Source organism: Hydrogenibacillus sp. N12 (assembly GCF_019645935.1).
In the GTDB taxonomy this organism is placed as follows: domain Bacteria; phylum Bacillota; class Bacilli; order Thermicanales; family DSM-22653; genus Hydrogenibacillus; species Hydrogenibacillus schlegelii.
This window is the reverse complement of record NZ_CP080953.1, coordinates 942,017-965,663: the sequence shown is the minus strand read 5'-3', so window position 1 is coordinate 965,663 and position 23,647 is coordinate 942,017. Positions and strand designations below refer to the sequence as shown.

Here is a 23,647-nt window from a genome sequence, read left to right as displayed (position 1 = left end):
TTCTTTCGTGCATTGAAGCGTTCTCGTAGCCTGGTACGAAAACATCACCACAGCGAACCGGTTGTGCTGGTTGTCAGGTTCCCGGCTTTTTCTTTGAGGCGCGGCCACAGCGTCACGAGCAGGTTGAAGGCCAGCGCGTCGGCGGCCAGCTGCTTGCGGTCGCACAGCGTGTACAGGCGGTAGGCCAGCTCGCGCACCCCGTCGGCGCGCGCCCCGAGCCGGGCCAAGAGGGCAGCGGCGGCCTCTTCCCCGCGCCGTTCGAGGGCCTGGGCCACGTAATGGACGGCTTCCCATAGCGCGAGGCGCGTGTCCGCCTCCGGATCCCACTCGTCGCGGTATTCCTCACGCTTTTTCAGGCGCACCTTCCCCGCGCGGGCTTCGAGGATGCCCGCCTCCTCGAGGCCCTTAACGCTCGTGTTCTTGGCTACAGCCAATGTCTCGGCGTCGCCGTAGGGGCCTTCGCGGTAGCCGTACTGCTCAAACCAGGCCAGGGCCCAGCGCGTGTCGGCGTCGTAGTCGCCTTCCTGTTCGGCAAGGAGCTCGTCCAGCACCTGGTTGATGAGCCCCAGCGCCGTGCGGACGGTCATCGGGGAGCCGTCGGCCTCCAGCACCTGCTTGAAGCGGGAGAAGACGGCCATGCCCGGACCGATGAGGGCCTGGGCCAGATCGACGGGGGCGATGTTGCCGCTCTTGAGCGTCTGCAGCGCCTCGGCCAGCTCCCGGCGCAGCTGGGTGAGGAAGGTGCGCCGCGGCACGACGGGCGCGTCCTCCGGGCGCGGCCGCAGGGCAAGGACGATGGAGGAGGCGAGGGCGTTGGTGCCGAGGGCAACGGGACGGTTCCCCATTTCCGTGCGCGTCGGCCATGTGGCGGTAATCTGGAATCCTTCGGCCAATAGGGCGTTAAGCATCGTCTCCCAACCTGTAGAGGCGACGACAGCCCCTCCTTCGCTTTCCTGCTCATCTTTCTCTGCTTTGCTTTCTTGTTGCTTGAAGGCGTAGTAGAGGGTCATTGGGTATTCAGAATGAGACCTCTCGCGCATCAAGCGGAAGGCGCGGCGCAGGCCTTCTTCAAAATGGCGCTTGGCCGCTACCTTGTCGCCGCCGAAGCGGTACGGCGTGGCCACCAGTTCTTCGGCCTTGGGCACGAGCAGGGTGGCAAACAGATCTGGATAGACCGAACGAAGATTTCTTCGCAGCCAAACGTAGAAGAAGTCCGATAGATCCGCGTAACCGATGTTGTCGTAGTACGGTGGGTCGGTGGAGACGACGAAGGGCCGTCCATTGGGTATTGCTGTGGCCGCATCGGTTTGAACCGCTTCACCTAGGTTATTTGCCGGCAGTCGCTCGATTACCTTGGCCACCCATTCAACTGCGCCTAGCCAGTTACCGCTTCCGTTGCTGATGGGATTTGCTTCAGCATAGTCCCATATCATGGGTAAAGCCTGCCTGGCAAAAGTGTTTCTAATCGTATCCCTACCTGAATGCCAACTACATAGTGAAGACCAATAATCCGCTGCCCGATCAATAGCCAATGCCAAATACACCCGCACCGCCTCGGCGTAGGCGTGGGCACCACTCCCCCCTTCCCGCAGTGGCACGTTGTCGTCCGCCCAACCGGCGGCAACGGCCTCCGCGCGAACCTGCTCTTCCACCTCGTCCAGCAGGTCGCTGAAGGTGTTGAGTGCAACGAGCTGGCGCGTGGTGAAAAGTTGGGCATAGGTGGTGAGACCATAATTGGGTGTTTTAAAGTCGAGTCGTGTCCGGTATCATGTGTAAAAACGGATGGTCCAGGTAACATAAAATGAGCCATCCGGCCCTCTTTGGTAGAATGTGAGACGGAGAAGAAACCACTTCACCAGGAGGGATACCGGATGGCTCAGTACCAGATTACCGTGGACGACGAGATTTTGGAAGGCCTCTTTCAGCGGGATGGAGGCGTGGCAAAGCTGGTGGAGAGTGTGGTCAACCAGATCCTCCAAGCGCAAGTGCAGGAGCATCTGAAAGCGGCGCCATACGAGCGCACGAAAGAACGCCAAGGCTATCGCAACGGAACAGTCACCCGCACCCTGACAACCCGTGTGGGGCGGCTGGTGTTGCGGGTTCCGAGGGTCCGGAATGGCCAGTTCTCCACAGAGCTGTTTGCTCGGTACCAGCGCAGCGAACAAGCGTTCATCATCGCCCTGATGGAGATGGTTGTGAACGGCGTGTCCACCCGGGACGTGGCGAAAGTCACCGAGCAGTTGTGCGGCACGACGTTCTCGAAGTCCACGGTCTCCGAGCTGTGCAAGCGCCTTGATCCCATCGTTCAGGGATGGAATAATCGCAGCCTTGCTGAGCATCGTTATCCGTTCCTGCTGGTGGACGCTTTGGTACTCCGGATTCGGGAGGAAGGGCGTGTTCGCTCTCGAGCGGCCATGATCGCTGTTGGCATCAACGAAGAAGGGTACCGTGAGATTCTTGGCTTGATGTTGGGCGACAGCGAATCGGAGGCCAGCTGGCGGGAGTTCTTTGCCTGGCTGAAGAACCGGGGTCTCCGCGGCGTTGACGTTGTGGTGTCTGACAGTCATGGCGGGCTGGTGAAGGCACTGCAGACGGAGTTTCAGGGATGCACCTGGCAACGGTGCCAGACCCACTTCATGCGCAATATCTTGGACGCCACACCCAAGGCGTTGCAGAAGGAGGTCTACAAGCGTGTACGAGCCATTCTTGATGCGCCCGACCTCAAGACGGCCCGACTGCTCATGAATGAATTTGTGGAGGAGTACGCTGAGAAGGCACCCAAGGCCGTCAAGGTGCTAGAGGAGGGCTTTGACGACGTCACGGCCGTGCTGGTCTTGCCGGATCGCTATCGGCGGCGCTTGCGTACCACGAACGGCGTGGAACGACTCAACGAGGAGATTCGCCGCCGTGAAAGAGTCATCCGCATCTTTCCCAACCGGGAATCCGTGATACGGTTGCTTGGAGCGCTACTCATGGAGATAGACGAGACGTGGACCACTGGGCACCGCTACCTGAATATGGATGAGTATTGGCAGTGGAAGAAGGAACAACAGAAATCCACTGAGCCGGCCATGCTGCACGTTGTGAATGCCTGAGTGACCTGTCCTTTCATTCGCCGAAGAGGGCAATTTACACATGATACTGGACTTGATCTAAAGTCGCGTGGGTTTCTTGGTAAAGGAGCATCTGGTTTCCAATCTGGTTTGATGATTTCAAGTAATTGTTCGTGAACACTATCTGGTTCTAGATACACCCTCCCCCGCGCCCCCTCAGCCACAATGGCCATGAGCCGCGCGCCCATGCGCCCGGCTTTCCCTTCGCCGCGGATATAAGGAAACGTTACCGGCGAGCCGCAACACAAGCAGGTGGCGCCGCGGCGGTTGACCGTTCCTTCAAGCGGGGCACCATGGCCTGTGCGCACGACAAAGCGCACCGCTGGCGGTGTTTGCTTTCGGTCAACCACCGGCTCTACCCATGCCTCGTTCCCTTTCCGCTTCGACAGCCAGAACGAGCGAACAAGCGGCATTTCCGCCCTGCAGGCGGGATTTGGGCAGCGTACCGTGCGCGCCCACAACCAGGCGATTACCGTTGCCTCCCCACCCCCCTGCTCCTCAGGCAGGCGGACCTTGGGATACAGGTTCCCGATGCGTTTTTCCGCCTCGTCGCGCATCCACCGGCCGTAGTACAGAATGTCCTCGGCAAGGCCGGTGACGCCCTTCCAATCACCGTCGGCCAGACGGCGCCGGGCTTCGGGGTTGACCGGTGGCCGGCCGGCAAAACGCGGCGGAATCTCAATCAGGGCCTTGTTCAAGAGTACAGCTACAGGGTTAAGGTCGCTGGCCAAGGGCATGAGGCCAAGGCGTTGCGCTTCAAGGGGAATGCTTCCGCCGCCGGCGAAGGGGTCGAGCACCGGCGGGGCGTGCTCTTCCAAAAAGGCCCGCACGGCTTCCGGCGTGGGCGGATCGGGCAGCGCCAGCCCTTTTTCCCGCGCGATGCTGCGGGCGATCTCCAGGCGCGCTTCATGGAGCACGGCCTCGTCATGGGCGTTCTCCCATTTCACCAGCCGTTCGATCAGGCGGTGCAACCGCTCCCGCTCTTTCGCTGCGGCCTCAGGCGGCAGGTCGTTGCCGGGGTCGTCCACCAAACTGGCAAAGAGTACCGCCCGGGCTGCGGCAAGGGGTCGGCGTGCCCACCACAGATGGAGCGTCGACGGATGGCCGTGGCGGATCGATTTCTCTTTTGACGAATAGTGGTTGATGGCCTCAAGCGGCAATGCTACCTCGATCAGCTTCTTCCGATAAGCCACGTCAGGTCCTCTCCTTTGGCCATGAGTTCTGGCAAATCGTAGTTCACGCTGGTTGCGGCGAAGTCGGGCTCGTTGCGAAAGGGCCGGTGGATGTAGACCACGCGTTGGGCACGCCCGTCGGTCACTTCCACCACGGCCAGCCAGTAGGCGTCGGGACGGTTGAGGGCGGTAAGGATTTCGTTCCGCGTCACCGTGACGGTCGGGGCACCGGCAACGCGTCCCTTCACCTCAATGAATCGGAGCGTCCCCGTCTGTCTGTCGCGCGATTCAATGTCATAGCCGCGGCGATCGGCCGACACGTCTCGCGGCTCGTGACCCAAAGCGCGTTCTACCGCCATTACCGTTTCCATGGCGATGCGTTCCACTGTCCGGCGTTCGTCCGATGATGCCCCCTCGTGCGCGCCGGCGGTTTCCCCATCATCGCGCAAAAGCCCCGCCGGGACGACCAGGGCCGCGCCGAGGATGACCGGCGGGCGGGCGAAGAGCTGCGCTTCCCGGTCCAGCTCGGCCATGCGCCGTCTCAGGCGTTCCTCCAGCTCGTCGGCGCGGCGGCGAGCGTTTTCCGCGTTGAGGCGGGCGTTGGGCTTGCCCTCACGCTCCTGCATGCGCAGCTCGGCGGCGCGCCGGTCCCAGTAGGCGATGGCCTCCAGCAGACGCTGCCGAACCGCACGGCGCGTTTTGGCCACCTGTTCCGTGCGCAAGGCCTCCACTTCGCGAAAGTGCTCCTGCGCGAGTTGGCCAATCGCGTACGCCATGGCCTGCTTCTCGACGGCCGCGCGCGCCCACGTTTGCTGTTCGAGCAGCGGTTGGATGCACGCTCGCTCCTCTTCCGTCAGCGGGCGCAGGTCGAGGTGCGGCGCGTACCCGGCCGCGCGGGGAGCGCCATCGGGCGGAATTTCCACGAAGACCAGCCGCTTCGACACCACGCGATTTTCCCCGTTCGGCAACACCGTTCCGTCGCAGATGGCGTGCTCCAGCATCACGAGCACGCGCATCTCTTGGCCGTTATCGTGTTCGTCCACCAGGATGGCCCCTTCCCGGAGGGTGCTGCCGTGTGCGCTGAGGATCAGGTCGACGACGGCATCGAGGAGCGGATGGCCGGGGCACAAAAACTCCGCTGCCGGTTTGCCGGGAACGTCCATCAGCGTCTTGTCGAAGCAGACGCGGGCATAGCGCGGCAGCACGGGCGCGCCCCGAGAACGCTCGCGGGCACGGCGCAGCACGGCCGGCGGCACGGCGACAATCTCGTAGCGCCCCTTCTCCCGCTCGCGAATCTGCCCGCCGAGGTGAGCAAAGGCATTGCAGAAAAAAGCAGCGATGAAATGCGGCTGCAGGCGGCGTGCGGCGGCACGCTCCATCTCGTCGCGTACGCGCTGCAGGGTGTTCGGGTCCAGGAGCTCCCCGGTCAGGGCGTGCTCCTGCAGCAGCTTGGCCAGCCGCGCGCGATCCAGCTCTTGGTCCACCACCTGGTGCAGCCGCGCGCGCACGTCGGGCCGCTCCCCGTAACGAACGGCCTCGATGAGCAGATCGCGCAGCCGGTTGCCCTGAAAGAGCTTGCCCAAGATGTCAAAGACGGCCCCGCCGAGGGCCTTCCGCTCGGCCTCCAGCTTGCGCAGCAGGTGGGCCAGCACGTCCCCCTCCCGCGTCCCTTCGGCCACCAGGTTCCACAAGTGGCACACCTCGCGCTGGCCGATGCGGTGAATGCGCCCGAACCGCTGTTCAAGGCGGTTGGGATTCCAGGGCAGGTCGTAGTTGACCATGAGGTGGGCGGCGCGGTGCAGGTTGATCCCCTCCCCCGCCGCGTCGGTGGCGATGAGCACCACGGCGGCGGGGTCGTGGCAGAACCGTTCCTGTGCTTCCTTCCGCTCCTCGCGCCGCATGCTGCCGTGGATTGTCACCACCGCCTCGTGCTGGCCGAGGAGGTTGCGGATCTTCTCCGCAAGGTAGTGGAGCGTGTCGCGGTGTTCGGTGAAGATGACCAGCTTGCGCCGCTGGCCGCGGGCGTCGCGCATCCAGTGGGACGCCTCCCGGTTGGGATCGCCCGCAAGCAGCAGGGCCAGCTCTTCCCATTTGCGGTCGCGTCCGCTTTGCCGCAGGCGGCGGGCCTTCTCCTCCAGCTCCCGCAGGACGGCAATTTCCGCTTCCAGTTCGGCCACGGTGCGCGCCGCGGTGGCCCGGTGGGCGATCTCCGCTTCCACTTCTTCATAATCGGGCAGATCATCCAGATCTTCAAGATCGTCCGGAGCTTCAATTTCCAAGGACGGTTGCCAGGGAGACAAGTGCCCGTCGTGGGCTTTTCGCCGCACCTCCTGCAGCCAGCCTTCGAGGCGCTCCCACCGTCGGCGCAGCGATTGGTAGATGGCCTCCGGCGATGACGCCAGGCGACGCTGCAAGATGGTGAGGGCCAACCCCACCGTGCGGCGCTGGTTTTCCTGGTCCGTCAGACGGTCGATGCGGTTCCACTGCTCGCGCACGTAGGCGGTCACCGCTTCATACAGCTCGGCCTCCTCCGGCGACAGCCGATAGGTGACGGTGTAGGCCCGGCGCTCGGGAAAGAGCGGCTTGCCGTCGAAGGTGACGAGCTGCTCCTTCGTCAGGCGGCGCATGAGGTCGTCGATGGGGCCGAGCGTTGCGCCGCGATACCGCCCCTCAAAACGGTCGGGATCAAGGAGCGAGAGAAAGAGCTGGAAATCCTCTTCCTTGCCGTTGTGCGGCGTTGCGGTCATGAGCAGGAAATGGCGGGCAATGCGCGACAGGAGCTTGCCCAGCTTGAAACGCTTCGTCTCCTTGATCTCGCTGCCAAAACGCGTCGCCGCCATCTTGTGGGCCTCGTCGACGATGACGAGGTCCCACTCCGTGTTGGCCAGCTTGGCCTGAGCCTCCCCGTCACGGCTGAGGTGATCGAGGCGGGCGATGAGCAGGGGCTGCTCCGCAAAGGGGTTGCCCGAGGGCGCTTCGGCAAAGGACTGCCGGCAGAGCAGGGCAAAGCGCAGGTGGAACTTGCTTTCCAGCTCGTCTTGCCACTGTTCGACGAGGCTGCCCGGGGCTACGATCAGGCAGCGCTGCACCTCGCCGCGGAGCATCAGCTCCTTGATGAGCAGCCCGGCCATGATCGTCTTCCCTGCCCCGGGATCGTCGGCCAAAAGGAAGCGCAGCGGCTGGCGCTTGAGCATGATGCCGTAGACGGCAGCGATTTGGTGGGGCAGCGGTTCGATTAAAGATGTATGTACGGCCAAAAGCGGGTCAAACAGGTGCGCCAGGCGGATGCGCAGGGCTTCCACCGCCAGGCGAAAGCGTGCGCCATCGGCCTGGAACGACCATTGCGTGTCAGGTTGCACCGGTTCGAGGCGTTCGGCTTGGTGCTGAAAAAGGATCTGGTTGCCGACGCGGCCGCTGGGGTCTTTGTAGACCACTTCGACCACGTCGGAGCCGTGGGATTGCACATCGATGAGGGTGACGACCTGCTCCGGCACCAGTCCGCGAACGCGAATTCCGGGCACAAGCTCTTCCAGTCGCATCTTTCCACCTGCATCCGACGGTTGTTGGACCTAAAGCATGGCTGGACTTCCCCTAGTTTGCTTGACACGGGGTTAAGATTATCGAAATTGAAATGCTTCACGTATGACAGCGTTCGTAATCCTTTGGCGCGAGATAGCCCAGCGCGGAATGCATCCGTTTGCTGTTGTAAAACATCTCGATGTACTCAAACACCGCGTTTTCTGCTTCTCGTACGCCAGCGAACTTCCCGTTAATTTATCGGGATCCCACGCCCAACATCCCACGCCCAACGGATCAGCCACATCCGGTCTTCTTCCCTTGAAGGCTGCGCCAACCACTCTTTGCGGTATTCCCGCTCCTTCTTCCACCACGTGCGAATTCACTCGCGAAATTGAGGAGAGCTTGGCCATCGTCGCGTCGTCCAGATCGGCGTCTCCCCGATCCAAAACGGCCGCGCCTTCCGGTCGTGGCTGTGGGCCGACAGCCAGATGTCGGGCACCCCATCGGCGGGCAGGCTCTGAAGAAGGGCCGCATCGGCCGGAAAGCCCATGTGGCTCAAGACGATGACGAGCTCCGCCCCTTCGGCCCGAAGCGCCCGCACGAGGGCCGGCACTTCCGACCGCCCGTCGGTAAAGCGGAGGCCGACGGAAAACGCCGGTGGCATCGACGCCGCCTCGTGGGGATACGACAGGCCGATCAGGCCGACGGCGAGGCCGCCGACGTCGAACATCGCCGTCGGGGGAAAAGCGGCACGTTCGTCGCCGCCTCCGTCACGTTGGCAGTGACGGCCCGAACGCCCCAGGCGACCACCCGCGCCTTGATCGTCTCGGCCCCGTAGGCGAAATCCCAGTTGCCGGGGACGAATTCGTCGAGGCAGGGACGAACCCGTCAAGGCCAAGGCGGGCAAACACCGCCAGGGGAAGCATCCCCCGGTCGTAGCCGCCGGCGCGAAAAAGCTCCAGCTCCCCTCCCTTCCACCACCCTTCCCAGTGCTCGGACAGAGAGCCGTGCCCGTCGTTGAGCTGGACGATCTCGAGCTTCACGGGCAGCCCCTTCCTCCCAGAGTTCGGGCCGCGACCGCCGCGGCCCCATGCGCCCCCTCCGGATCGGCCCGACCGGCGCCGCCCGGCGCGTTCCGCTCCCCTCCAGGATGTACCGGAACGGAGAAAAAAACGGGCCGTCCGATCGCCTTTCCGCCGGACGGCTGTCTCGCTCCTTAGGCTTTTCCTTCGGGCGCGCCGGAGGTCGCTTTCAAGTCGCCGTCTTCCGCCTCTTTCGCTTTCTGGACGCTCTCGACGGCGGCCGCTTCGGCCCGATCGAAGACGGCAGCCGCAGCGTCTTCCAGCGCCGCTTTGAGGTCCTTCCCGGCGCTCAAGCTCGCCTCGACCGCCCGGACAAAGTCGTCCTTCACCGCCGTCCACTCGTCAAGGGCCGAACGGGAAGACCGCCGAAGCCGCGAGGCGAGCGCCTCCGCTTCCCGCCGGATCGTCTCGCCGACCGCCTGGGCGGCATCTCCCACTCGGCCGGCGACCTTTTTTACTTCCTCCCGCATCTCCTCGCCGCGCTTTGGCGTCAGAAAAAGGCACGTCGCGGCGCCGACGAAAGCGCCGATCAGCGCGCCGCCGATCCAGCCTTTGATCGCCTGGTCATCCGCCCGGCACATCGGTCATCCCCTCCCCTGGGACCGTTCTCCCGTCGCCCGGCGCGCCCGAACGCGGCGGATGAGCTCGACGCCGGCCCGGGCCAGCGCCAGCGCCTCCGCCACCTGGCCGGCTCGAGGCGCCGCCTTTTGAAGCAACCAGCTGCTTGCCGTAAGCATCCGCTCCCCGGCGGTGCGCAGGGACGCCGTCGCGCCGCCGATTTCCCGCGCCCGGTCGGTCAGTTCCTTAGCTAGCCGCTCCGACTGAACAAGAGGACCTTCCGCCCGCATCGCCAGGCCGTGGACGTCCTCGGCCAGCCGATCGACGCTCCGGCGGATCTCCTCGAGGGTCGCCTGGGCCGTCCGAGAAAGCGCCTCAAGTTCCCGGACGGCCGACCGAAGTTCCGCTTCCGCCGTCCGGAGAAAGCGCTGCACCGCCCACGCGACTGCGATGAAGGCGCCGGCCGCTCCGAATGCCGCCACCAGGGCCGCCATCTCCCATCCCACGGCGCGCCTTTTTTCCCCCTTTCGTCCCCGCAGGGTCGCCCGCATGCCGCGCCCGCCTGCGGTCGTCGCCGTCACCCCGGCCGGTCCTTGCCGAAACGGGCGGGCCTAGCCTCAGCTTACCGCCGGGGCCAAAGCCTGTCAACCGTCCCCGCCGGCGCCGCTTTTTCCGGCGCCCACCCCCGCCGGCGTCCCCTTCGCCGGAGCCTGCCCGGCCGGCGCCCACCCCCGCCGGGAAGCGGCCGCATCCTTACCCCGAACGCCGGCCGAACCCTCGTCGCCGCCTTCGCTCAGGCCAAAAGCCGAGGCGAACGCCGGGGACGACGCCCGAAGCTGCGGCGAAAGCGAACGCAAAAGCCGCGGGAAAACGTGAAAGGACGCCCGACGCGATCGGCGAAAACGGACGCGAAAACCGGCGCCCAGGGCGCCGGAGCGAACCCCTCAAAAAGCCTCCGCGAGGTTCGCGGAGGCTTTTGACGGAGACGGCCTATTTAAGCTTCGCCTTTCGACCGGTCTTCCACCGGGACGTACAGCCGCCCGCCGCTTTTCCGGAACGCCTCGGCCATCTTCTGCATCCCCGCCTGAATGTCCTCCGGCGCCGTCGCCGCCGGGGAGGCGTCGGCCTGGGCTCCGACGGCCGCGACCCGATCCCGGAGCGTGTGCGAAATGGCCATGCTGCAGTACTTCGGCCCGCACATCGAGCAGAAGTGGGCGACTTTCGCCCCTTCGGCGGGGAGCGTCTCGTCGTGGTACGCCTCGGCCGTCTTCGGGTCGAGCGACAGGTTGAACTGATCCCGCCAGCGGAACTGAAACCGGGCCCGGGACAGGGCATCGTCCCGCTCCTTCGCCCGGGCGATGCCCTTGGCGAGGTCGGCCGCGTGCGCGGCGATCTTGTACGCGATGAGCCCCTGCTTGACGTCGTCTTTGTTCGGAAGCCCCAGGTGCTCCTTCGGCGTCACGTAACAGAGCATCGCCGTCCCGTAGGCGCCGACGACTGCGGCACCGATCGCCGACGTGATGTGGTCGTAGCCGGGGGCGATGTCGGTGACGAGCGGGCCGAGGGTGTAAAACGGCGCCTCGTGGCAGAGCTCGATCTCTTTGTCGACGTTTTCCTTCAGGAGATGAAGGGGGATATGTCCCGGCCCTTCGATCATCACCTGCACGTCGTACGCCCAGGCGATCTTCGTCAGCTCCCCGAGCGTCTCGAGCTCGGCAAACTGCGCCCGGTCGTTGGCGTCGGCGATGGAACCGGGCCGGAGGCCGTCGCCTAAGGAGATGGCGACGTCGTAGCGGCGGAGGATGTCACAGATCTCCTCGAAGTGGGTGTAGAGAAAGTTTTCTTCGTGGTGGGCGAGCATCCAGGCGGCGATGATCGATCCGCCCCGCGAGACGATGCCCGTCACCCGATCGACCGTAAGCGGCAGATACGAAAGCCGGACGCCGGCGTGGATCGTCATGTAGTCGACGCCCTGTTCCGCCTGCTCAATGATCGTCTCCCGGAACGCCTCCCACGAGAGGTCTTCCGGTTTTCCGCCCACTTTCTCCAGCGCCTCGTAGATCGGCACCGTGCCGACCGGCACCGGTGAATTCCGGAGGATCGCCTCCCGCGTCTCGTAGATCCGCTTTCCGGTCGAAAGGTCCATCACCGTATCGGCGCCCCAGAGGATCGCCCACGTCATCTTCTCGACTTCTTCTTCCAGCGAGGACCAGACGGCGGAGTTCCCGATGTTGGCGTTCACCTTCGTGTGAAAGTTCCGGCCGATGATCATCGGCTCGCTCTCCGGGTGGTTGACGTTTGCCGGGATGATCGCCCGGCCGCGGGCGACTTCCTGGCGGACGAACTCCGGATCGACGCCCTCCCGGAGGGCGACGAACTCCATCTCCGGCGTGATGATCCCCCGCCGGGCGTACGCCATCTGCGTCACCGCCCGATCGCCTTTGGCCCGAAGGACCGGCCGGCCCCGGTGGCCGGTCACCGTCTCCACATCGCCCCGCTCGAGGATCCACGGTCTACGAAGAGGTGGTAGCCCGGCCTGAAGGTCGATCCGGGCGTCCGGGTCCGTGTACGGGCCGCTCGTGTCGTAGACGCGCACCGCCACCGGCTTCCCGTCCGGCCCTCGCTCTTCGGTCAGGATCTCCCGCATCGGCACCCGGAGGTCCGGCCGCGACCCCTGAAGGTACACCTTGCGGCTGTTCGGAAAGTACCCTCGGTAACCCCTTGCTTCGGCGGCGATTCGCTCAAACGCCGTCGTCATCGTCCCCCTCCTCTTCCGGCGCCAGGGCCGGGAGGGCCGGCCGCCGTCCGTCCGGCCCCATCGGGCACGAAAAAGGCCGCCTCCCCGGAGGCGGCCCTGTGCCTTCAGTCGTTCGGACGACCGTCCGAGACGGTTCGGATCGGACGGCCGTCCGATTCGATCCTGCCGTCGATCGTCGCGGCGCCTGGCCTTCCTCCGCTGGCATGATCCAGGTCAGGTTCGGCGGTCGGAAGCGGATCGGCTTCCCTCTCAGCCCGGCTCCCCGGACTCCCGCGCTGGCGCCTTGGGCGTGGTCAGCCCCACTTTACCAGAGTCCGAAAATCCCGTCAAGTTCCGTCCTTTGCGAAGGCTCTCATCCCGAACGAAAAAGGGCGTGCTTCCGCCCGTTTGCGCCGCCGGGACGTCCCGCGGCGGAAAAAGGGCGAAATTTTTCCTTATTTTTTTTGGTCATCCTGGAAATATGTGTGATATGATGGACGTGAATCCCCATCAAAGGAGGCGTCCCGATGTATCGCCACATCCTCGTCGCCTACGACGGTTCGGAGCACGCCGAACGGGCGCTCAAGACCGGCCTCGCGCTCGCCAAGCTTCTGCCGGAGGCGCGCCTCGTGGCCGTCCACGTTGTTCGCTTCGATCACTTCGAAGAGGTGTCAATAGCGGATTAAAACTCCCCAAAAAAATCGCGTTCGATTCCCCACAAACAGCGGATTCAGTTCCCCAAAATCATCGCGCATCATTCCCCAGACGTATGTTCGATCTACGCGGTCACCTCCTCCTTCAGCGCATGGGTCACCCCGGCGCGCAGCTTGTCCTTCATCCGGTAGCTGTTGCCGCGGATGTTGATGGTGGTGGCGTGGTGCAGGAGCCGGTCGAGCAAGGCAGAGGCCAGCACCTGGTCACCGAAGAGTGTCCCCCAGTTGGTGAAGCTGGTGTTGGACGTGATGATCAGGGAGCCATGCTCGTAGCGCTCCGACACGAGCCGGAAGAAGTTCGCGGCGTCCAAGGCGTCAAGCGGCAAGTAGCCGACTTCGTCGCAGATCAGCAGCTTCGGCTGGGTGTAGATGCGCAGGCGCTTGTCCAGCCGTCCCTCTTGGTACGCCCGTCGCAAGTCAGCGACCAGCTTCTGCATGGTCACGAAGTAGACGCTCATGCGCTGTCGAATCGCCTCCATCCCCAGGGCCACCGCAAGGTGGGTCTTGCCCACCCCCGGCGGTCCCAGGAAGATGACGTTGCTGCCCTCCCGGATGAACGTCAAGCCGGCCAGTTCGCGTATTTGTCGCTCATCGACGGACGGCTGGAACGAGAAATCGAAATCTGCAAGGGTCTTGTGATACGGGAAGTTGGCCATGCGGAGTCTGGCGTGCATGTAACGGCTGTATCGCTCCTCCTGCTCAGCATCCAGCAGTCTGTGCAGGAACTCCGCATAGGTCGCCTGGTGCCCCGCTGCCCACTCCACGCACGCCGGCAGCACCGCCGCGGCGCGCTTCAATCCCAGCTCCAGCAGCTGCTCCTCGGCCTTGGCCAAAACCAACGCCTCACTCATTGCCCCTGACCTCCCATCGCGATCTGCTCATAGACGGACAGCTCCCGCTGCTCCACGTCCGGCCCGATTTGCAACCCTGGCACCTTGCCTCGATCCGGATGAGGCGTCCCAGCCGGGATGCCCTTGAAGTGCTCAGGGTCGGTTGAGACCTGGTGCCTGCCTGTGAGCACGCGGTGTTCGGCAATGACCTGCCCGCCGTACTCGATCTGCAGGCGGCCTGACTCAAACTCCCGGACCAGCACGGTGTGCCCCACATACCGCCATGGAACGGTGTACATGTTCGTGTTCCAGGAGATGCGACAATCGCTCATGACCTTGCGCATATCGGCGTACGCCAGCGTGTACCGGCTCTTAGGCAGGGGCTTAAGCGTCTCGGCCTGAAACCGCACCACCGGCTGCTCCCGCGTCGTGCCGTGGATGCGCACATTAGCCACCGTATCCCGCCAGATGGCACCTTGCCGGTTCAGGTCGTCATGGTCCACGAACGAAACCGGCCAGAAGCTGGACCGGATATACCCGATGGGCCGTTCAATCTTCCCTTTGGTGCGACTTCGGTAGGGCTTACAGGCCTTGGGCACGAATCCGTAGTACTTGGCGAAGTCCATGTACGCCGGCTGCCAGTCGACGTGTCCATGACCGTCGTTGGCCACGACCAGCGGGGAGCAGTTGTCGCTGAGCATGACCTTTGGAACCCCGCCGAAGAACTCCAGCGCGTTCCGGAGCGCCTGGAGGATATGCCGTTGGTCCGCCGCTCTGATAAACTCCAGGTAGAGCATGCGGGAGTAGGCGAGGACCATGGCAAAGCACCATACCTTGCGCCGATGGCCCTGCGGATCCAGGTAGGGGAATGCGCCCAGGTCGATTTGCGCTTGTTCCCCCGGAGCCGTCTCAAACCGCACGGTTGCCTTGGCAGAGACAACCGGGCGGAGAGGGTGCATGAACTCGCGCAGTACGGTAATTCCGCCGGTATATCCCTGCTCCCGGATCTCGCGAAAGATTCGCTCCGCATTGAGGACGCCGATACGCATGCGCTGCTCCACATAGGCCTTGTACGGCTCCAGCTTGTGGCCTTTCACCCTACGGCTGCGCGACTTCACCCTCCCCTCCTCCTGCTGCCTCGGCTCACTCACAGCCTTGCGGATGGTTTTGCGGTCATGGCCGTATCTTCTGGCCAGTTCCGAGATGCTGACGCCCTCCTCATACAGCTTCCTGATCTCCATCTTCTCACTCTCCCTCATCACCGGCACCTCCCCAAAAGTGATGGCAGGTGCCATAGTTCGACACAGGGGTGGGGAATTCATCCCGATGATTTTGAGGAAATCATGCCGGTGATTTTGGGGAATCTTTATCCGCTGCTATTGGGGATTTTACATCCGATGTTGACAGAGGGCGTCTTCGCACAGATGACCGGGATGATCTCCGGCGCCGAGTACCGGGAGATGATGCTGAAGCGGGGCGAAGCCGTCCTCGCCAAAGCCAAGGAACAGGCGGACCGGGAAGGCGTCTCGCTTTCGGTCGAGCTGCTTCAGGGAGACCCGGCGCGGGCCATCGCCGACTACGTCGAGGCGAAAGGGGTCGACCTCGTCATCCTCGGCCGCCGGGGCTTAAACGCCCTGCAGGAGCTCTTCCTCGGGAGCGTCAGCCACCGCGTGCTGCAGACGGTGAAGGCGAACGTCCTCATCGCCCGCTAACCGGATGGTTGGACCCGCGCAAAAAAAGGCCCCGCCCGATGGGCGGGGCTTTGTTTGTAAGGTCAAGCGTCTTCCAGCACGGCCAAGAGATCGCCCGCTTCGACCGGATCGCCTTCTTTGACCAGCACCTCGGCGACGACCCCGTCCCGGGGCGCCTGCACGGTGAGCTCCATCTTCATCGCCTCGGTGACGAGAAGCGGCGTCCCCCGCTCGATCCGTTCGCCGGGTCGGACGAACACCTTGAGCACCTTGCCGGGCATCGAAGCGCCGATGTGCCGCGGATCCTTCGGGTCCGCCTTCGGGTGGGCGTGCTCGGCTTTGGCGATCGAGCGGTCGAAGATGTCGAGGGCCCGCATCTGGCCGTTCAGCTCGAAAAAGAGGGTTCGGCGGCCGTTTTCGTCCGGGTCGCTCACCGAAAGGAGACGGATGTAGAGCGTCTTCCCCCGTTCGATCTCGACCGTCGTCGACTCGCCGGGTCGAAGGCCGTAGAAGAACGTCGGCGTGTCGAGGACCGACACGTCGCCGTACCGCTCGACGTGCTCGGCGTACTCGAGGAACACCTTCGGGTAGAGGACGTACGACAGCACCTCTTCGAAGGCGGGCGGGCGGCCGAGCTTTTCTTCGAGCTCCCGGGCGATCGCCTCGAAGTCGGCCGGCGGAAGCACCGCCCCGGGGCGATCCCGAAGCGGTTCTTTGCCTTTGAGCACCAGCTTCTGCAGCCGTTCCGGAAACCCGCCCGGCGGCTGACCCATGTAGCCCATGAAGTAGTCGACGACCGACGCCGGGAAGTCGAGCGCTTCGCCCCGCTCGAAGAGCGTCTTTTCGTCGAGGTTGTTCTGCACCATGAACAGGGCAAAGTCGCCGACCATCTTCGACGACGGCGTCACCTTGACGATGTCGCCGAGGAGGCGGTTGACGAGGGCGTACGCTTCTTTGACCTCGGGCCAGCGGTCGCCGAGGCCGACGGAGGCCGCCTGCTGCTTTAAGTTCGTGTACTGTCCGCCGGGCATCTGATACTTGTAGATCTCCGCCGCCGGCGCTTTCATGTCGCTTTCAAACGGCGCGTAGTACGTTCGGACGACCTCCCAGTAATCGGAGAGGCGGTCGAGCCGCTCGACGTCGATCCCCGGGTCGCGGTCGGTTCCCTTTAAGGCGGCGACGAGGCTGTTTAAGCTCGGCTGGGAAGTAAGACCGGACATGGCGGCGATGGCGCCGTCGACAATGTCCACGCCGGCTTCCACCGCCTTGAGGAGCATCGAGAGGCCGTTTCCGCTCGTGTCGTGGGTGTGAAGGTGGATCGGGAGCGACACTTCCTGTTTGAGCTGCCGGATGAGCTCGTAGGCGGCGTACGGCTTCAAAAGCCCGGCCATGTCCTTGATCGCGAGGATGTGGGCGCCGGCGGCCTCGATCTTCTTCGCCAGATCGAGGTAGTAGCGCATCGTGTACTTTTTCTCCGCCGGGTCGAGGACGTCGCCGGTGTAACAGATGGCGACCTCTGCCACCTTGCCGGTCTCGAGGACGGCCTCGATCGCCACCCGCATGCCGTCGAACCAGTTCAGGCTGTCGAAGATGCGGAAGACGTCGATCCCCTGCCGGGCCGCCTCGTGGATGAACGCCCGGACGACGTTGTCCGGGTAGTTCGTGTAGCCGACGGCGTTCGCGCCCCGGAGGAGCATCTGGAAGAGGAGATTCGGGATCATCTCCCTGAGCCGCCGGAGGCGCTCCCACGGGCTCTCCTTCAAAAAGCGCATCGCCGTATCGAACGTCGCGCCGCCCCACATCTCGAGGGAGAAAAGCTCCGGCGCAAAATGCGCCGTCGCCTCCGCGATGCCGAGGAGATCGTGCGTCCGGACGCGGGTGGCGAGCAGCGACTGGTGGGCGTCGCGAAACGTCGTGTCCGTAAGGAGCACCCGCCGCTCCTTGAGCACCCATTCGGCAAGCCCTTTGGGGCCGAGGGTGTCGAGGAGGACCTTCGTCGACGGGACGGGCCCTTCGCCGCGAAGCTGCCGTCGGACGGCCTCCCGCATCTCCGGCGTGGGCCTGAGGCGCGGCGGCTTCTTGAGCGCCGGCTTCTCCGGCGCGAGGCGGTCGTTGACCGTCACCTCGCCGATGAAACGGAGGAGCTTCGTGCCGCGGTCTTTTCTCCGGGGCATGTTGAGAAGGTCCGGCCGCCGCTCGATGTAGTGGGTGTCGACCGTCCCTTCCCGGAACTCCCGGTCGGCGATGACGTTTTCCAAAAACGGGATGTTCGTCTTCACGCCCCGGATGCGGAACTCCCGAAGGACCCGGAGCATCTTGTCCGCCGCGAGGTCAAACGTGGGGGCATACGTCGACGCCTTGACCAGGAGGGAATCGTAATACGGCGTGATGACGGCGCCGGTGTAGCCGTTTCCGCCGTCGAGCCGAACGCCGAAGCCCCCCGGCGAACGGTAGGCGAGGATGCGGCCGGTGTCCGGCAGGAAATTGTTCTCCGGATCTTCGGTCGTGATGCGACACTGGATGGCATAGCCCCGGGGACGAATCTCTTCCTGCGGCGGGATGCCGACCTCCGGATCGGTGAGGGCGTAGCCTTCCGCCAGGCGGATCTGCGCCTGAACGATGTCGATGTCGGTGACGAGTTCGGTGATCGTGTGCTCGACCTGGATGCGGGGGTTCACTTCGATGAAATAGTGGCGCCCCTCGGCGTCGACGAGAAATTCGACCGTGCCGGCGTTTTCGTACCCGACCGACCGCATGAGGCGGACGGCGTCGTCGGCGATCCGGGCCCGAAGCTCCGGCGAAAGCCCCCGCGCCGGCGCGACCTCGATGATCTTTTGATGCCGCCGCTGGATCGAGCAGTCCCGCTCGAAGAGGTGGACGATGTTTCCGTAGCGGTCGCCCAGGATCTGCACCTCGATGTGCCGCGGCCGCTCGATGAGCTTTTCGACGTACACCCGGCCGTCGCCGAAAGCGGCCTGGGCTTCGGAACGGGCCCGCTCAAAGGCGTCCTTGAGCTCGGCGGCGCTCCGGACGACGCGCATGCCCCGGCCGCCGCCGCCGGCCGCCGCCTTGATGATGATGGGAAAGCCATGCTCCCGGGCAAACGCTTCGACCGCCTCGCGTTCCGCCACCGGCGCTTCCGTCCCGGGAACGACCGGAAGCCCCGCCGCCGCCGCCCGCCGACGGGCCTCCACCTTGTCGCCGAACATCTCGAGGTGCTCCGGCCGGGGGCCGATGAAGGCGATGCCTTCTTCGGCGAGGCGCCGGGCAAAGGCGGCGTTTTCCGCGAGAAAACCGTAGCCGGGGTGGACGGCGTCGACGCCGTGGCGCTTGGCGATGTCGATGATGCCTTCGATGTCGAGGTATGCTTCGATCGGCGCCTTCCCTTCGCCGACGAGGTAGCCTTCGTCCGCCTTATAGCGGTGGAGGGACGCGATGTCCTGCTCGGAATAAATCGCCACCGTGCGGATCTTAAGCTCGGCGCAGGCCCGAAAGACGCGGATGGCGATCTCGCCCCGGTTGGCCACCAGCACCTTCTGAAAGCGACGGATCTCTCTCGGCATCGGCGGACGGACCCTCCTCACCGCATGCGCTCCTCACGAGCGTCGCGATTATCGGCATTGTACGACACGGACCGTCGGCGATCAACCGCCCCGACCGCGGAAGGAACCGACGTGTCTACCCGTGCGGCCAGAGCGGGGCGACCGACGCCGGGACAAGGCGTCGGCCTCCGGCTTCTTTCAGCGGCCCTCCAACGGGAGGTACCCCCGGACGACGACGATCGGCGTGCCGGCGTCGGCGCTTCCGGCGACGAGGTCGGCCAGCGTGGCGACGAGGCTCGAGAGGTTGCGCGGCGTCGTCCCGACCTCGTCGGCCCCGGCGCTCCGGGCTCCCGAGAGGCGCGAGGCAATCTCCTCCCGGCTGAGCCCCTGCTGATAAAGCGTATCGACGTGCATCTTGAGCTTGAGCCCCGTCCGCAGCCGGACCGTCCGGAGCCCCTCGCTCTGGCCGATCGCCGGATACGGGTCGGCGAGCTCGTAGATCCCGGTGTCCGGATCCTTGTAGGCGCCGTCGCCGAAAATGAGCACCTCGACGTCCTTTCGGCTCCGCTCCCGGATCGCCCGCCGGATCGCCTCCGCCGTCGCGTCGGCATCTTCCGGAAGCAGCTTCAGGCGGCACTCGTCGTAGTTCGAGACGTTCGAACCGATGACGCCCCACGGCGGCGGCCCGATCTCGTCGAGCGTCACGACCGGCACCCGGGCGCCGAACGAAAGAAAGAGCTCCCGGCTCGCTTCCCGGCCGTGGACCTCGCCGAGGATGACGCCGTCGAGGTAGCCCCGGTCGTACACCTTGAGCGGGTTTTCGGCGAAGAACACTTCCGCCTGAGCGCCGCCGGCGAGAATCGTCTCCCGGTACAGGCGCCGGTAGTCGACGCCGGTGATCGGGTGCCGGAAGGCGCCCTCGCCGACTTCCGCTTCGGCGATCGCCTCCGGGTCCCGCATGTCCTCCTCGACGTCGCCGTAGGGGTAAAAGCCGACAACCGCCGGCTCGGCACCGCCCGTCGCGGCATCGTACAGCGTCACCGTCCGCCGGGCGAGATCGACCGTCGCCGCGTACGCCCGGGTCGCCTCCGGCATGTCCGCCTTCAGGGCGGCGGCCTGCCGGACGGCCTTTTCCACCTCGGAAAACGTCACCTCGAGGGGGGCCACCGCCCCGCCGGGGTCCCGGACGGTGACGTCGGCGATCCCCCGACCCATGATCTTCCGCATGGCGAGGATCTGAAAGCCGTGCTGCTGCAGCACGAGGGCGGCGACGACTTCCCGGATGAGGATGTTGAGGTGGGGCGTGTTTCCCCGGGCTTCCAACAGACTTTTGTACACCTTTTTCAACCGGAGGCGCGTCCGGGCAAACTCCGGATCGATCACCTGGTTCCCGACCTCGTCGTACGGCAGAGAAAACTGCACGACGACGGTGCCCCCACGGGTCGCCATCGCCGCCGCCCGGAGGACGAGGGCAAAGCGGTTCCGGCTGGCGATCGGGGAGACGACGGCGAGGCGGGCGCCCGGCTTGAGGTCGAGCTTGGCCCGGATGTCGTCGGCGAGCTCCCGGCAGCTCAAGTAGCGGTTCTGGGAGCGGGCGACGACCGCCTCCGTGACGCAGACGATGTCGCCGTCCTCGATCCAGTCGCCGACGGCATCGGCGACGATGGCGGCGATATTGTCGTTCGGAAGAATAAGACCCGTCCGCACACCAAAAGCCGCCACCCGCACCGATGGCGGTAGGGCGAGGGGGCGGGCAGGCGCAGGCTCAGACGGTGTTCGGCTCATGGTCGACCCCCTCTTGCGCCTTTCGCGCTTTCACACGGTACCACTATAACGCGCCGGAGGAACCGTTGCAACCGCCCCGGCAAACGTCCTCCCCCCGGACGAGGCAGGCGATGAACCGGAACTCATCGGGCGCCTGAACGCTCCCGGCGCCGACAGATGCCGCCCTTTCTTCGACCGCCGACACCGGCGACGGCTCCGGGCACCGGAGCCGCCCGCCCGTTTCCGGGCGCCCGCGGCAGACGAACCGGTGGTAGCGCTCCCGGAAGAGGCGCCCGACGGCGCCGTTCGGCGTCAGCGGGCCGTCGACGGCGACGATTCGGACGGGGAAGCGGCGGATCGCCTCGGCATGAAGCGTTCGCCTGAGCCAAAAAGCGGCCATCGTGAGCGGAAGCGCCCGCCACGCCTGCCCGCTTTCCCAGACAGCATAGGCGACGACGATCCAGAAGGAGGCCGTCGCCACCGCCCAACCGGCCTGCCGGAGGCCGATCAGCGCAAAAAGGAACGCACCGCCGCCGAGGAGGGTGAGGGCGTACGACCCGACGAGCGACCGCCGGTACGGAACGAGGCGGCTCAAGCCGGCCTGAAGGAGCCGCCCGCCGTCCAGCGGAAAAAAGGGCAACAAATTGACGCTAAAAAGCGCCCCGTTCCCCGCCTGCCACGCCTGAAGCGTTCCGGGGGGGAACCCGCCTGCGCTTTCGACGGCCGCCCGCTCCAAAACGGCCCCGGCGACGAGGAGGGCCGCGTTCATGAGCGGGCCGGCGGCGGCGACGATCGCCTCCGCCCGCGCCGTAAGAAGCGGCGGCGGTTCGGCGATCAGGGCGCCGCCGAAGGGCAGGAGCACGATCCGCTCCACCCGGTAGCCGCACGCTTCGGCGGCGACGGCGTGGGCGAGCTCGTGGGCGAGGACGAGGGCAAAGAGGAGCAACAGTTCGCCGATCCGGCCGGCGAGCAGCCCGGCGGCGATGAGGGGCCAGAAGAGCGGGTGGACGCTAACGCGGATCAAACCGGATCACATCCGTCGGCGAAAGCGCCCGCCCGTCCCGCTCCAGCGCCAGATAAAGCGAACGCTCCCGCACCCGGCCGAGGACGTCATCCGGGTAGACCCAGTTCCCCGGCCGGACCCGGAGCTCTCCCAGATGGCCGTAGACGCTCACCGTCCCGTCGGGATGGAGGATCGAAAGCCGGATCCCCAGGGCCGCGTCGTCCGCCGCCTGAAGGACCCACCCTTCCGCGACGGGGTGCACCGCCGCCTGCGCTTCCGTCTCGATGAGGATCCCGGCGCCGGAGGCGCTCGAGACAAAGACCGCCCCGTCCAAGGGCGAGCGAAAGGCGACCGGCGCGGGCCGCTCGACCGGCGCCAGGGCCGGAAAGAGCGTCCGGAGCACGCCATCCGCCTTGAGGCGCCCGACGAGGGCGTAAAGCCGGTCCCGGCCGGCCTCCGCCGCCCGGACGGCGGCCGGCGGCAACCAGGCCGGCGGCCCGAGGACGATCGCCTCCCCCCGGCCGGCCGTCCCCAGGCTTCCGCCCAGGCGCCACGCTCCGGCGAGAAAGACGGCGAAGGCGGCGAGCCCGAACCATCGGACAAACGTGCGCGGCATCGTCTTCCCCCTCGTCCCATCCGCGGCTACCGCCACTATAGTCCGCCGGAGGGGAGAATATGCCGCGCCGCCCGTGCCCCGCACCGCCGCCGCATCACCGCCTGCGCCGGCGCCGGTCCGCCGCTCAATCACCGCCGGTCCCGATCCCGGCTGCCTATGCCGCCCGGACGCTCCGCCAGCCGAACGACACCGCCAGCCCTAGGGCGATCAAGTTGGTCGTCAGCGAACTGCCCCCGTAACTGATAAACGGCAGCGTGATGCCCGTGATCGGCGTGAGCTTCACCGTCATGCCGATGTTTTCAAAAATCTGGAACGTCCACATGCCGACGAGCCCGGCGACCGTCGCCCGCTCGAACGTCGTCCGGACCTGCATCCCGATCTGGACGAGCCGATACAGGAGGAAGAAATACAGAAGCAGCACCGTTGCCGCTCCGAGAAAGCCGAACCGCTCGCCGATCACCGCAAAGATAAAATCCGTCTGCGCCTCCGGAACGAGCCGGAGTTCCGTAAGCAGCGTTCCGCCCGAACCGGCCTTGCCGAACATTTGGCCGGAGCCGATCGCCTGAAGCGACATATACACCTGATACTGGCTCGGATCGGCCGGATTCGGCGGATCGGCCAGAACGGCGGTGATCCGCCGCCACTGGTATTCCTTGATCAGCTTGAAAAACACCGCCGGCCAGAACCGATAGAGCGCCGCGAGGAGCGCGATGCCGAGCCCGTAGAGCCCGATCACGCCCGCCGCATGCCTCAGCCGTCCGGCGACGGCGAGCATCGCCACGAGGACCACGGCCAGGACGAGGGCATCGCCCAGATCCGGCTCGATGAGGATGAGGAAGGCCGGCGCCGCCACCAGGGCAAAAAACGGCCACAGATCCCCAAAGCGCTCCGGCGGCCGCTCCGCCTCTTCCCGCTCCTGGAACCACCGGGCGGCCATGAGAATCGTCGCCACTTTCGCCATTTCCGCCGGCTGAAATTTGAAAGCGCCGAACTGAAACCAGCTTCGCGCCCCGTTCGTCTCCTGGCCGAAGAAGAGGACGAGCACGAGGAGGACGAGCGAGAGACCGTAAAGGATCGGCGCAATATTTTGCACCAACCGGGCGTCGGCCGCCTGCACGGCAGCAAACAGGAAAAATCCGACCGCGTACCAGAGGAGCTGTTTGACCGGCTCCCCGTACAGCGGATTGGCCCCCTGGATGCTCAGGTAGCTCAAGGCGGCAAAGGCGGCGATGAGACCGACGATCGACCAGTCGAAGAAGCGAAGCCACCCGAACGCCGCATCCCGCCTAAGACGCTCCTCCATCCGG

The 23,647-nt window shown here is 65.3% G+C and carries 18 protein-coding genes and 1 riboswitch; of the genes, 3 read left to right on the top strand and 15 right to left on the bottom strand.

Going from position 1 to position 23,647, the window contains the following annotated elements; translation table 11 throughout:
- Positions 1–44 precede the first annotated feature (44 nt).
- On the bottom strand, positions 45–1,652 hold the full coding sequence (locus K2M58_RS04465; protein WP_220678455.1) for a DUF1156 domain-containing protein: 1,608 nt from the start codon (positions 1,650–1,652) through the stop codon (positions 45–47).
- 219 nt (positions 1,653–1,871) lie between these two features.
- Between K2M58_RS04465 and K2M58_RS04460 the strand changes: the two genes are divergently transcribed.
- The gene (locus tag K2M58_RS04460; RefSeq protein WP_220676936.1) at positions 1,872–3,095 is read left to right on the top strand and encodes an IS256 family transposase; all 1,224 of its coding nucleotides are present in this window, start codon (positions 1,872–1,874) and stop codon (positions 3,093–3,095) included.
- On the opposite strand, the gene K2M58_RS04455 is transcribed toward K2M58_RS04460, so the two are convergent.
- The 7 genes from K2M58_RS04455 to thiC all read right to left on the bottom strand — a co-directional run bounded on the left by K2M58_RS04455 (position 3,008) and on the right by thiC (position 12,202).
- Positions 3,008–4,306 carry a DUF1156 domain-containing protein gene (locus K2M58_RS04455; protein ID WP_220678454.1) on the bottom strand — a complete coding sequence of 433 codons (1,299 nt, stop codon included), beginning with the start codon at positions 4,304–4,306 and terminating at the stop codon, positions 3,008–3,010. The genes K2M58_RS04460 and K2M58_RS04455 overlap by 88 nt on opposite strands.
- Positions 4,285–7,824, bottom strand: coding sequence for a protein NO VEIN domain-containing protein (locus K2M58_RS04450; RefSeq protein WP_220678453.1), 3,540 nt, complete (start codon positions 7,822–7,824; stop codon positions 4,285–4,287). The genes K2M58_RS04455 and K2M58_RS04450 overlap by 22 nt, the downstream gene beginning before the upstream one ends.
- Positions 7,825–7,921: 97 nt before the next feature.
- Positions 7,922–8,059 carry an IS3 family transposase gene (locus tag K2M58_RS04445; RefSeq protein ID WP_289628276.1) on the bottom strand — a complete coding sequence of 46 codons (138 nt, stop codon included), beginning with the start codon at positions 8,057–8,059 and terminating at the stop codon, positions 7,922–7,924.
- Between the two features lie 124 nt (positions 8,060–8,183).
- Positions 8,184–8,534, bottom strand: a complete 351-nt coding sequence (locus K2M58_RS04440; protein WP_220678451.1) for a metallophosphoesterase family protein — start codon at positions 8,532–8,534, stop codon at positions 8,184–8,186.
- 486 nt (positions 8,535–9,020) lie between these two features.
- Entirely contained in the window at positions 9,021–9,467 is a 447-nt protein-coding gene (locus tag K2M58_RS04435; RefSeq protein WP_066202509.1) for a YtxH domain-containing protein, read from the bottom strand.
- A gap of 3 nt (positions 9,468–9,470) precedes the next feature.
- Positions 9,471–10,025 (bottom strand): hypothetical protein, encoded by a 555-nt coding sequence (locus K2M58_RS04430; protein ID WP_220678450.1) that lies wholly within the window; start codon positions 10,023–10,025, stop codon positions 9,471–9,473.
- 413 nt (positions 10,026–10,438) lie between these two features.
- Complete coding sequence (thiC, locus tag K2M58_RS04425; RefSeq protein WP_220678449.1) at positions 10,439–12,202, bottom strand: phosphomethylpyrimidine synthase ThiC; 1,764 nt, start codon at positions 12,200–12,202, stop codon at positions 10,439–10,441.
- Positions 12,203–12,391: 189 nt separating this feature from the next.
- A riboswitch (TPP riboswitch) is annotated at positions 12,392–12,477 on the bottom strand.
- Positions 12,478–12,708: 231 nt separating this feature from the next.
- On the opposite strand from thiC, the gene K2M58_RS04420 reads away from it, so the two are divergent.
- A complete protein-coding gene (locus tag K2M58_RS04420) occupies positions 12,709–12,867 on the top strand; it encodes a universal stress protein (protein ID WP_220678448.1) in 159 nt (52 codons plus the stop codon).
- 92 nt (positions 12,868–12,959) lie between these two features.
- Here the strand turns inward: K2M58_RS04420 and istB are convergent, their stop codons facing one another.
- Together istB and istA are read right to left on the bottom strand one after the other, a co-directional pair.
- Positions 12,960–13,745 (bottom strand): IS21-like element helper ATPase IstB, encoded by a 786-nt coding sequence (gene istB, locus K2M58_RS04415; protein WP_220676869.1) that lies wholly within the window; start codon positions 13,743–13,745, stop codon positions 12,960–12,962.
- Positions 13,742–15,019 (bottom strand): IS21 family transposase, encoded by a 1,278-nt coding sequence (gene istA, locus K2M58_RS04410; protein ID WP_252393391.1) that lies wholly within the window; start codon positions 15,017–15,019, stop codon positions 13,742–13,744. Before istA ends, istB begins: the two co-directional genes overlap by 4 nt.
- Positions 15,020–15,073: 54 nt before the next feature.
- On the opposite strand from istA, the gene K2M58_RS04405 reads away from it, so the two are divergent.
- Positions 15,074–15,436 (top strand): universal stress protein, encoded by a 363-nt coding sequence (locus K2M58_RS04405; protein WP_220678447.1) that lies wholly within the window; start codon positions 15,074–15,076, stop codon positions 15,434–15,436.
- A 62-nt stretch (positions 15,437–15,498) separates the two neighbouring features.
- Here the strand turns inward: K2M58_RS04405 and K2M58_RS04400 are convergent, their stop codons facing one another.
- The 5 genes from K2M58_RS04400 to K2M58_RS04380 all read right to left on the bottom strand — a co-directional run bounded on the left by K2M58_RS04400 (position 15,499) and on the right by K2M58_RS04380 (position 23,643).
- Positions 15,499–18,978, bottom strand: coding sequence for a pyruvate carboxylase (locus tag K2M58_RS04400; RefSeq protein ID WP_066202497.1), 3,480 nt, complete (start codon positions 18,976–18,978; stop codon positions 15,499–15,501).
- Positions 18,979–19,155: 177 nt separating this feature from the next.
- Entirely contained in the window at positions 19,156–20,742 is a 1,587-nt protein-coding gene (locus K2M58_RS04395; RefSeq protein ID WP_220678446.1) for a coenzyme F420-0:L-glutamate ligase, read from the bottom strand.
- Positions 20,743–20,785: 43 nt separating this feature from the next.
- A complete protein-coding gene (locus tag K2M58_RS04390) occupies positions 20,786–21,745 on the bottom strand; it encodes a site-2 protease family protein (RefSeq protein ID WP_220678445.1) in 960 nt (319 codons plus the stop codon).
- On the bottom strand, positions 21,732–22,340 hold the full coding sequence (locus K2M58_RS04385; RefSeq protein ID WP_220678444.1) for a peptidoglycan DD-metalloendopeptidase family protein: 609 nt from the start codon (positions 22,338–22,340) through the stop codon (positions 21,732–21,734). The genes K2M58_RS04390 and K2M58_RS04385 overlap by 14 nt, the downstream gene beginning before the upstream one ends.
- Before the next feature lie 154 nt (positions 22,341–22,494).
- Positions 22,495–23,643 (bottom strand): FtsW/RodA/SpoVE family cell cycle protein, encoded by a 1,149-nt coding sequence (locus K2M58_RS04380; RefSeq protein ID WP_220678443.1) that lies wholly within the window; start codon positions 23,641–23,643, stop codon positions 22,495–22,497.
- Positions 23,644–23,647: the final 4 nt, after the last annotated feature.

Bases quoted from the DNA above. Each gene is read 5' to 3' on its own strand.
- K2M58_RS04460 (WP_220676936.1), top strand. From the start codon at position 1,872: ATGGCTCAGTACCAGATTACCGTGGACGACGAGATTTTGGAAGGCCTC.
- K2M58_RS04450 (WP_220678453.1), bottom strand. From the start codon at position 7,824: ATGCGACTGGAAGAGCTTGTGCCCGGAATTCGCGTTCGCGGACTGGTG.
- K2M58_RS04440 (WP_220678451.1), bottom strand. From the start codon at position 8,534: ATGTTCGACGTCGGCGGCCTCGCCGTCGGCCTGATCGGCCTGTCGTAT.
- K2M58_RS04435 (WP_066202509.1), bottom strand. From the start codon at position 9,467: ATGTGCCGGGCGGATGACCAGGCGATCAAAGGCTGGATCGGCGGCGCG.
- thiC (WP_220678449.1), bottom strand. From the start codon at position 12,202: ATGACGACGGCGTTTGAGCGAATCGCCGCCGAAGCAAGGGGTTACCGA.
- K2M58_RS04420 (WP_220678448.1), top strand. From the start codon at position 12,709: ATGTATCGCCACATCCTCGTCGCCTACGACGGTTCGGAGCACGCCGAA.
- istB (WP_220676869.1), bottom strand. From the start codon at position 13,745: ATGAGTGAGGCGTTGGTTTTGGCCAAGGCCGAGGAGCAGCTGCTGGAG.
- istA (WP_252393391.1), bottom strand. From the start codon at position 15,019: ATGGCACCTGCCATCACTTTTGGGGAGGTGCCGGTGATGAGGGAGAGT.
- K2M58_RS04400 (WP_066202497.1), bottom strand. From the start codon at position 18,978: ATGCCGAGAGAGATCCGTCGCTTTCAGAAGGTGCTGGTGGCCAACCGG.
- K2M58_RS04395 (WP_220678446.1), bottom strand. From the start codon at position 20,742: ATGAGCCGAACACCGTCTGAGCCTGCGCCTGCCCGCCCCCTCGCCCTA.
- K2M58_RS04385 (WP_220678444.1), bottom strand. From the start codon at position 22,340: ATGCCGCGCACGTTTGTCCGATGGTTCGGGCTCGCCGCCTTCGCCGTC.
- K2M58_RS04380 (WP_220678443.1), bottom strand. From the start codon at position 23,643: ATGGAGGAGCGTCTTAGGCGGGATGCGGCGTTCGGGTGGCTTCGCTTC.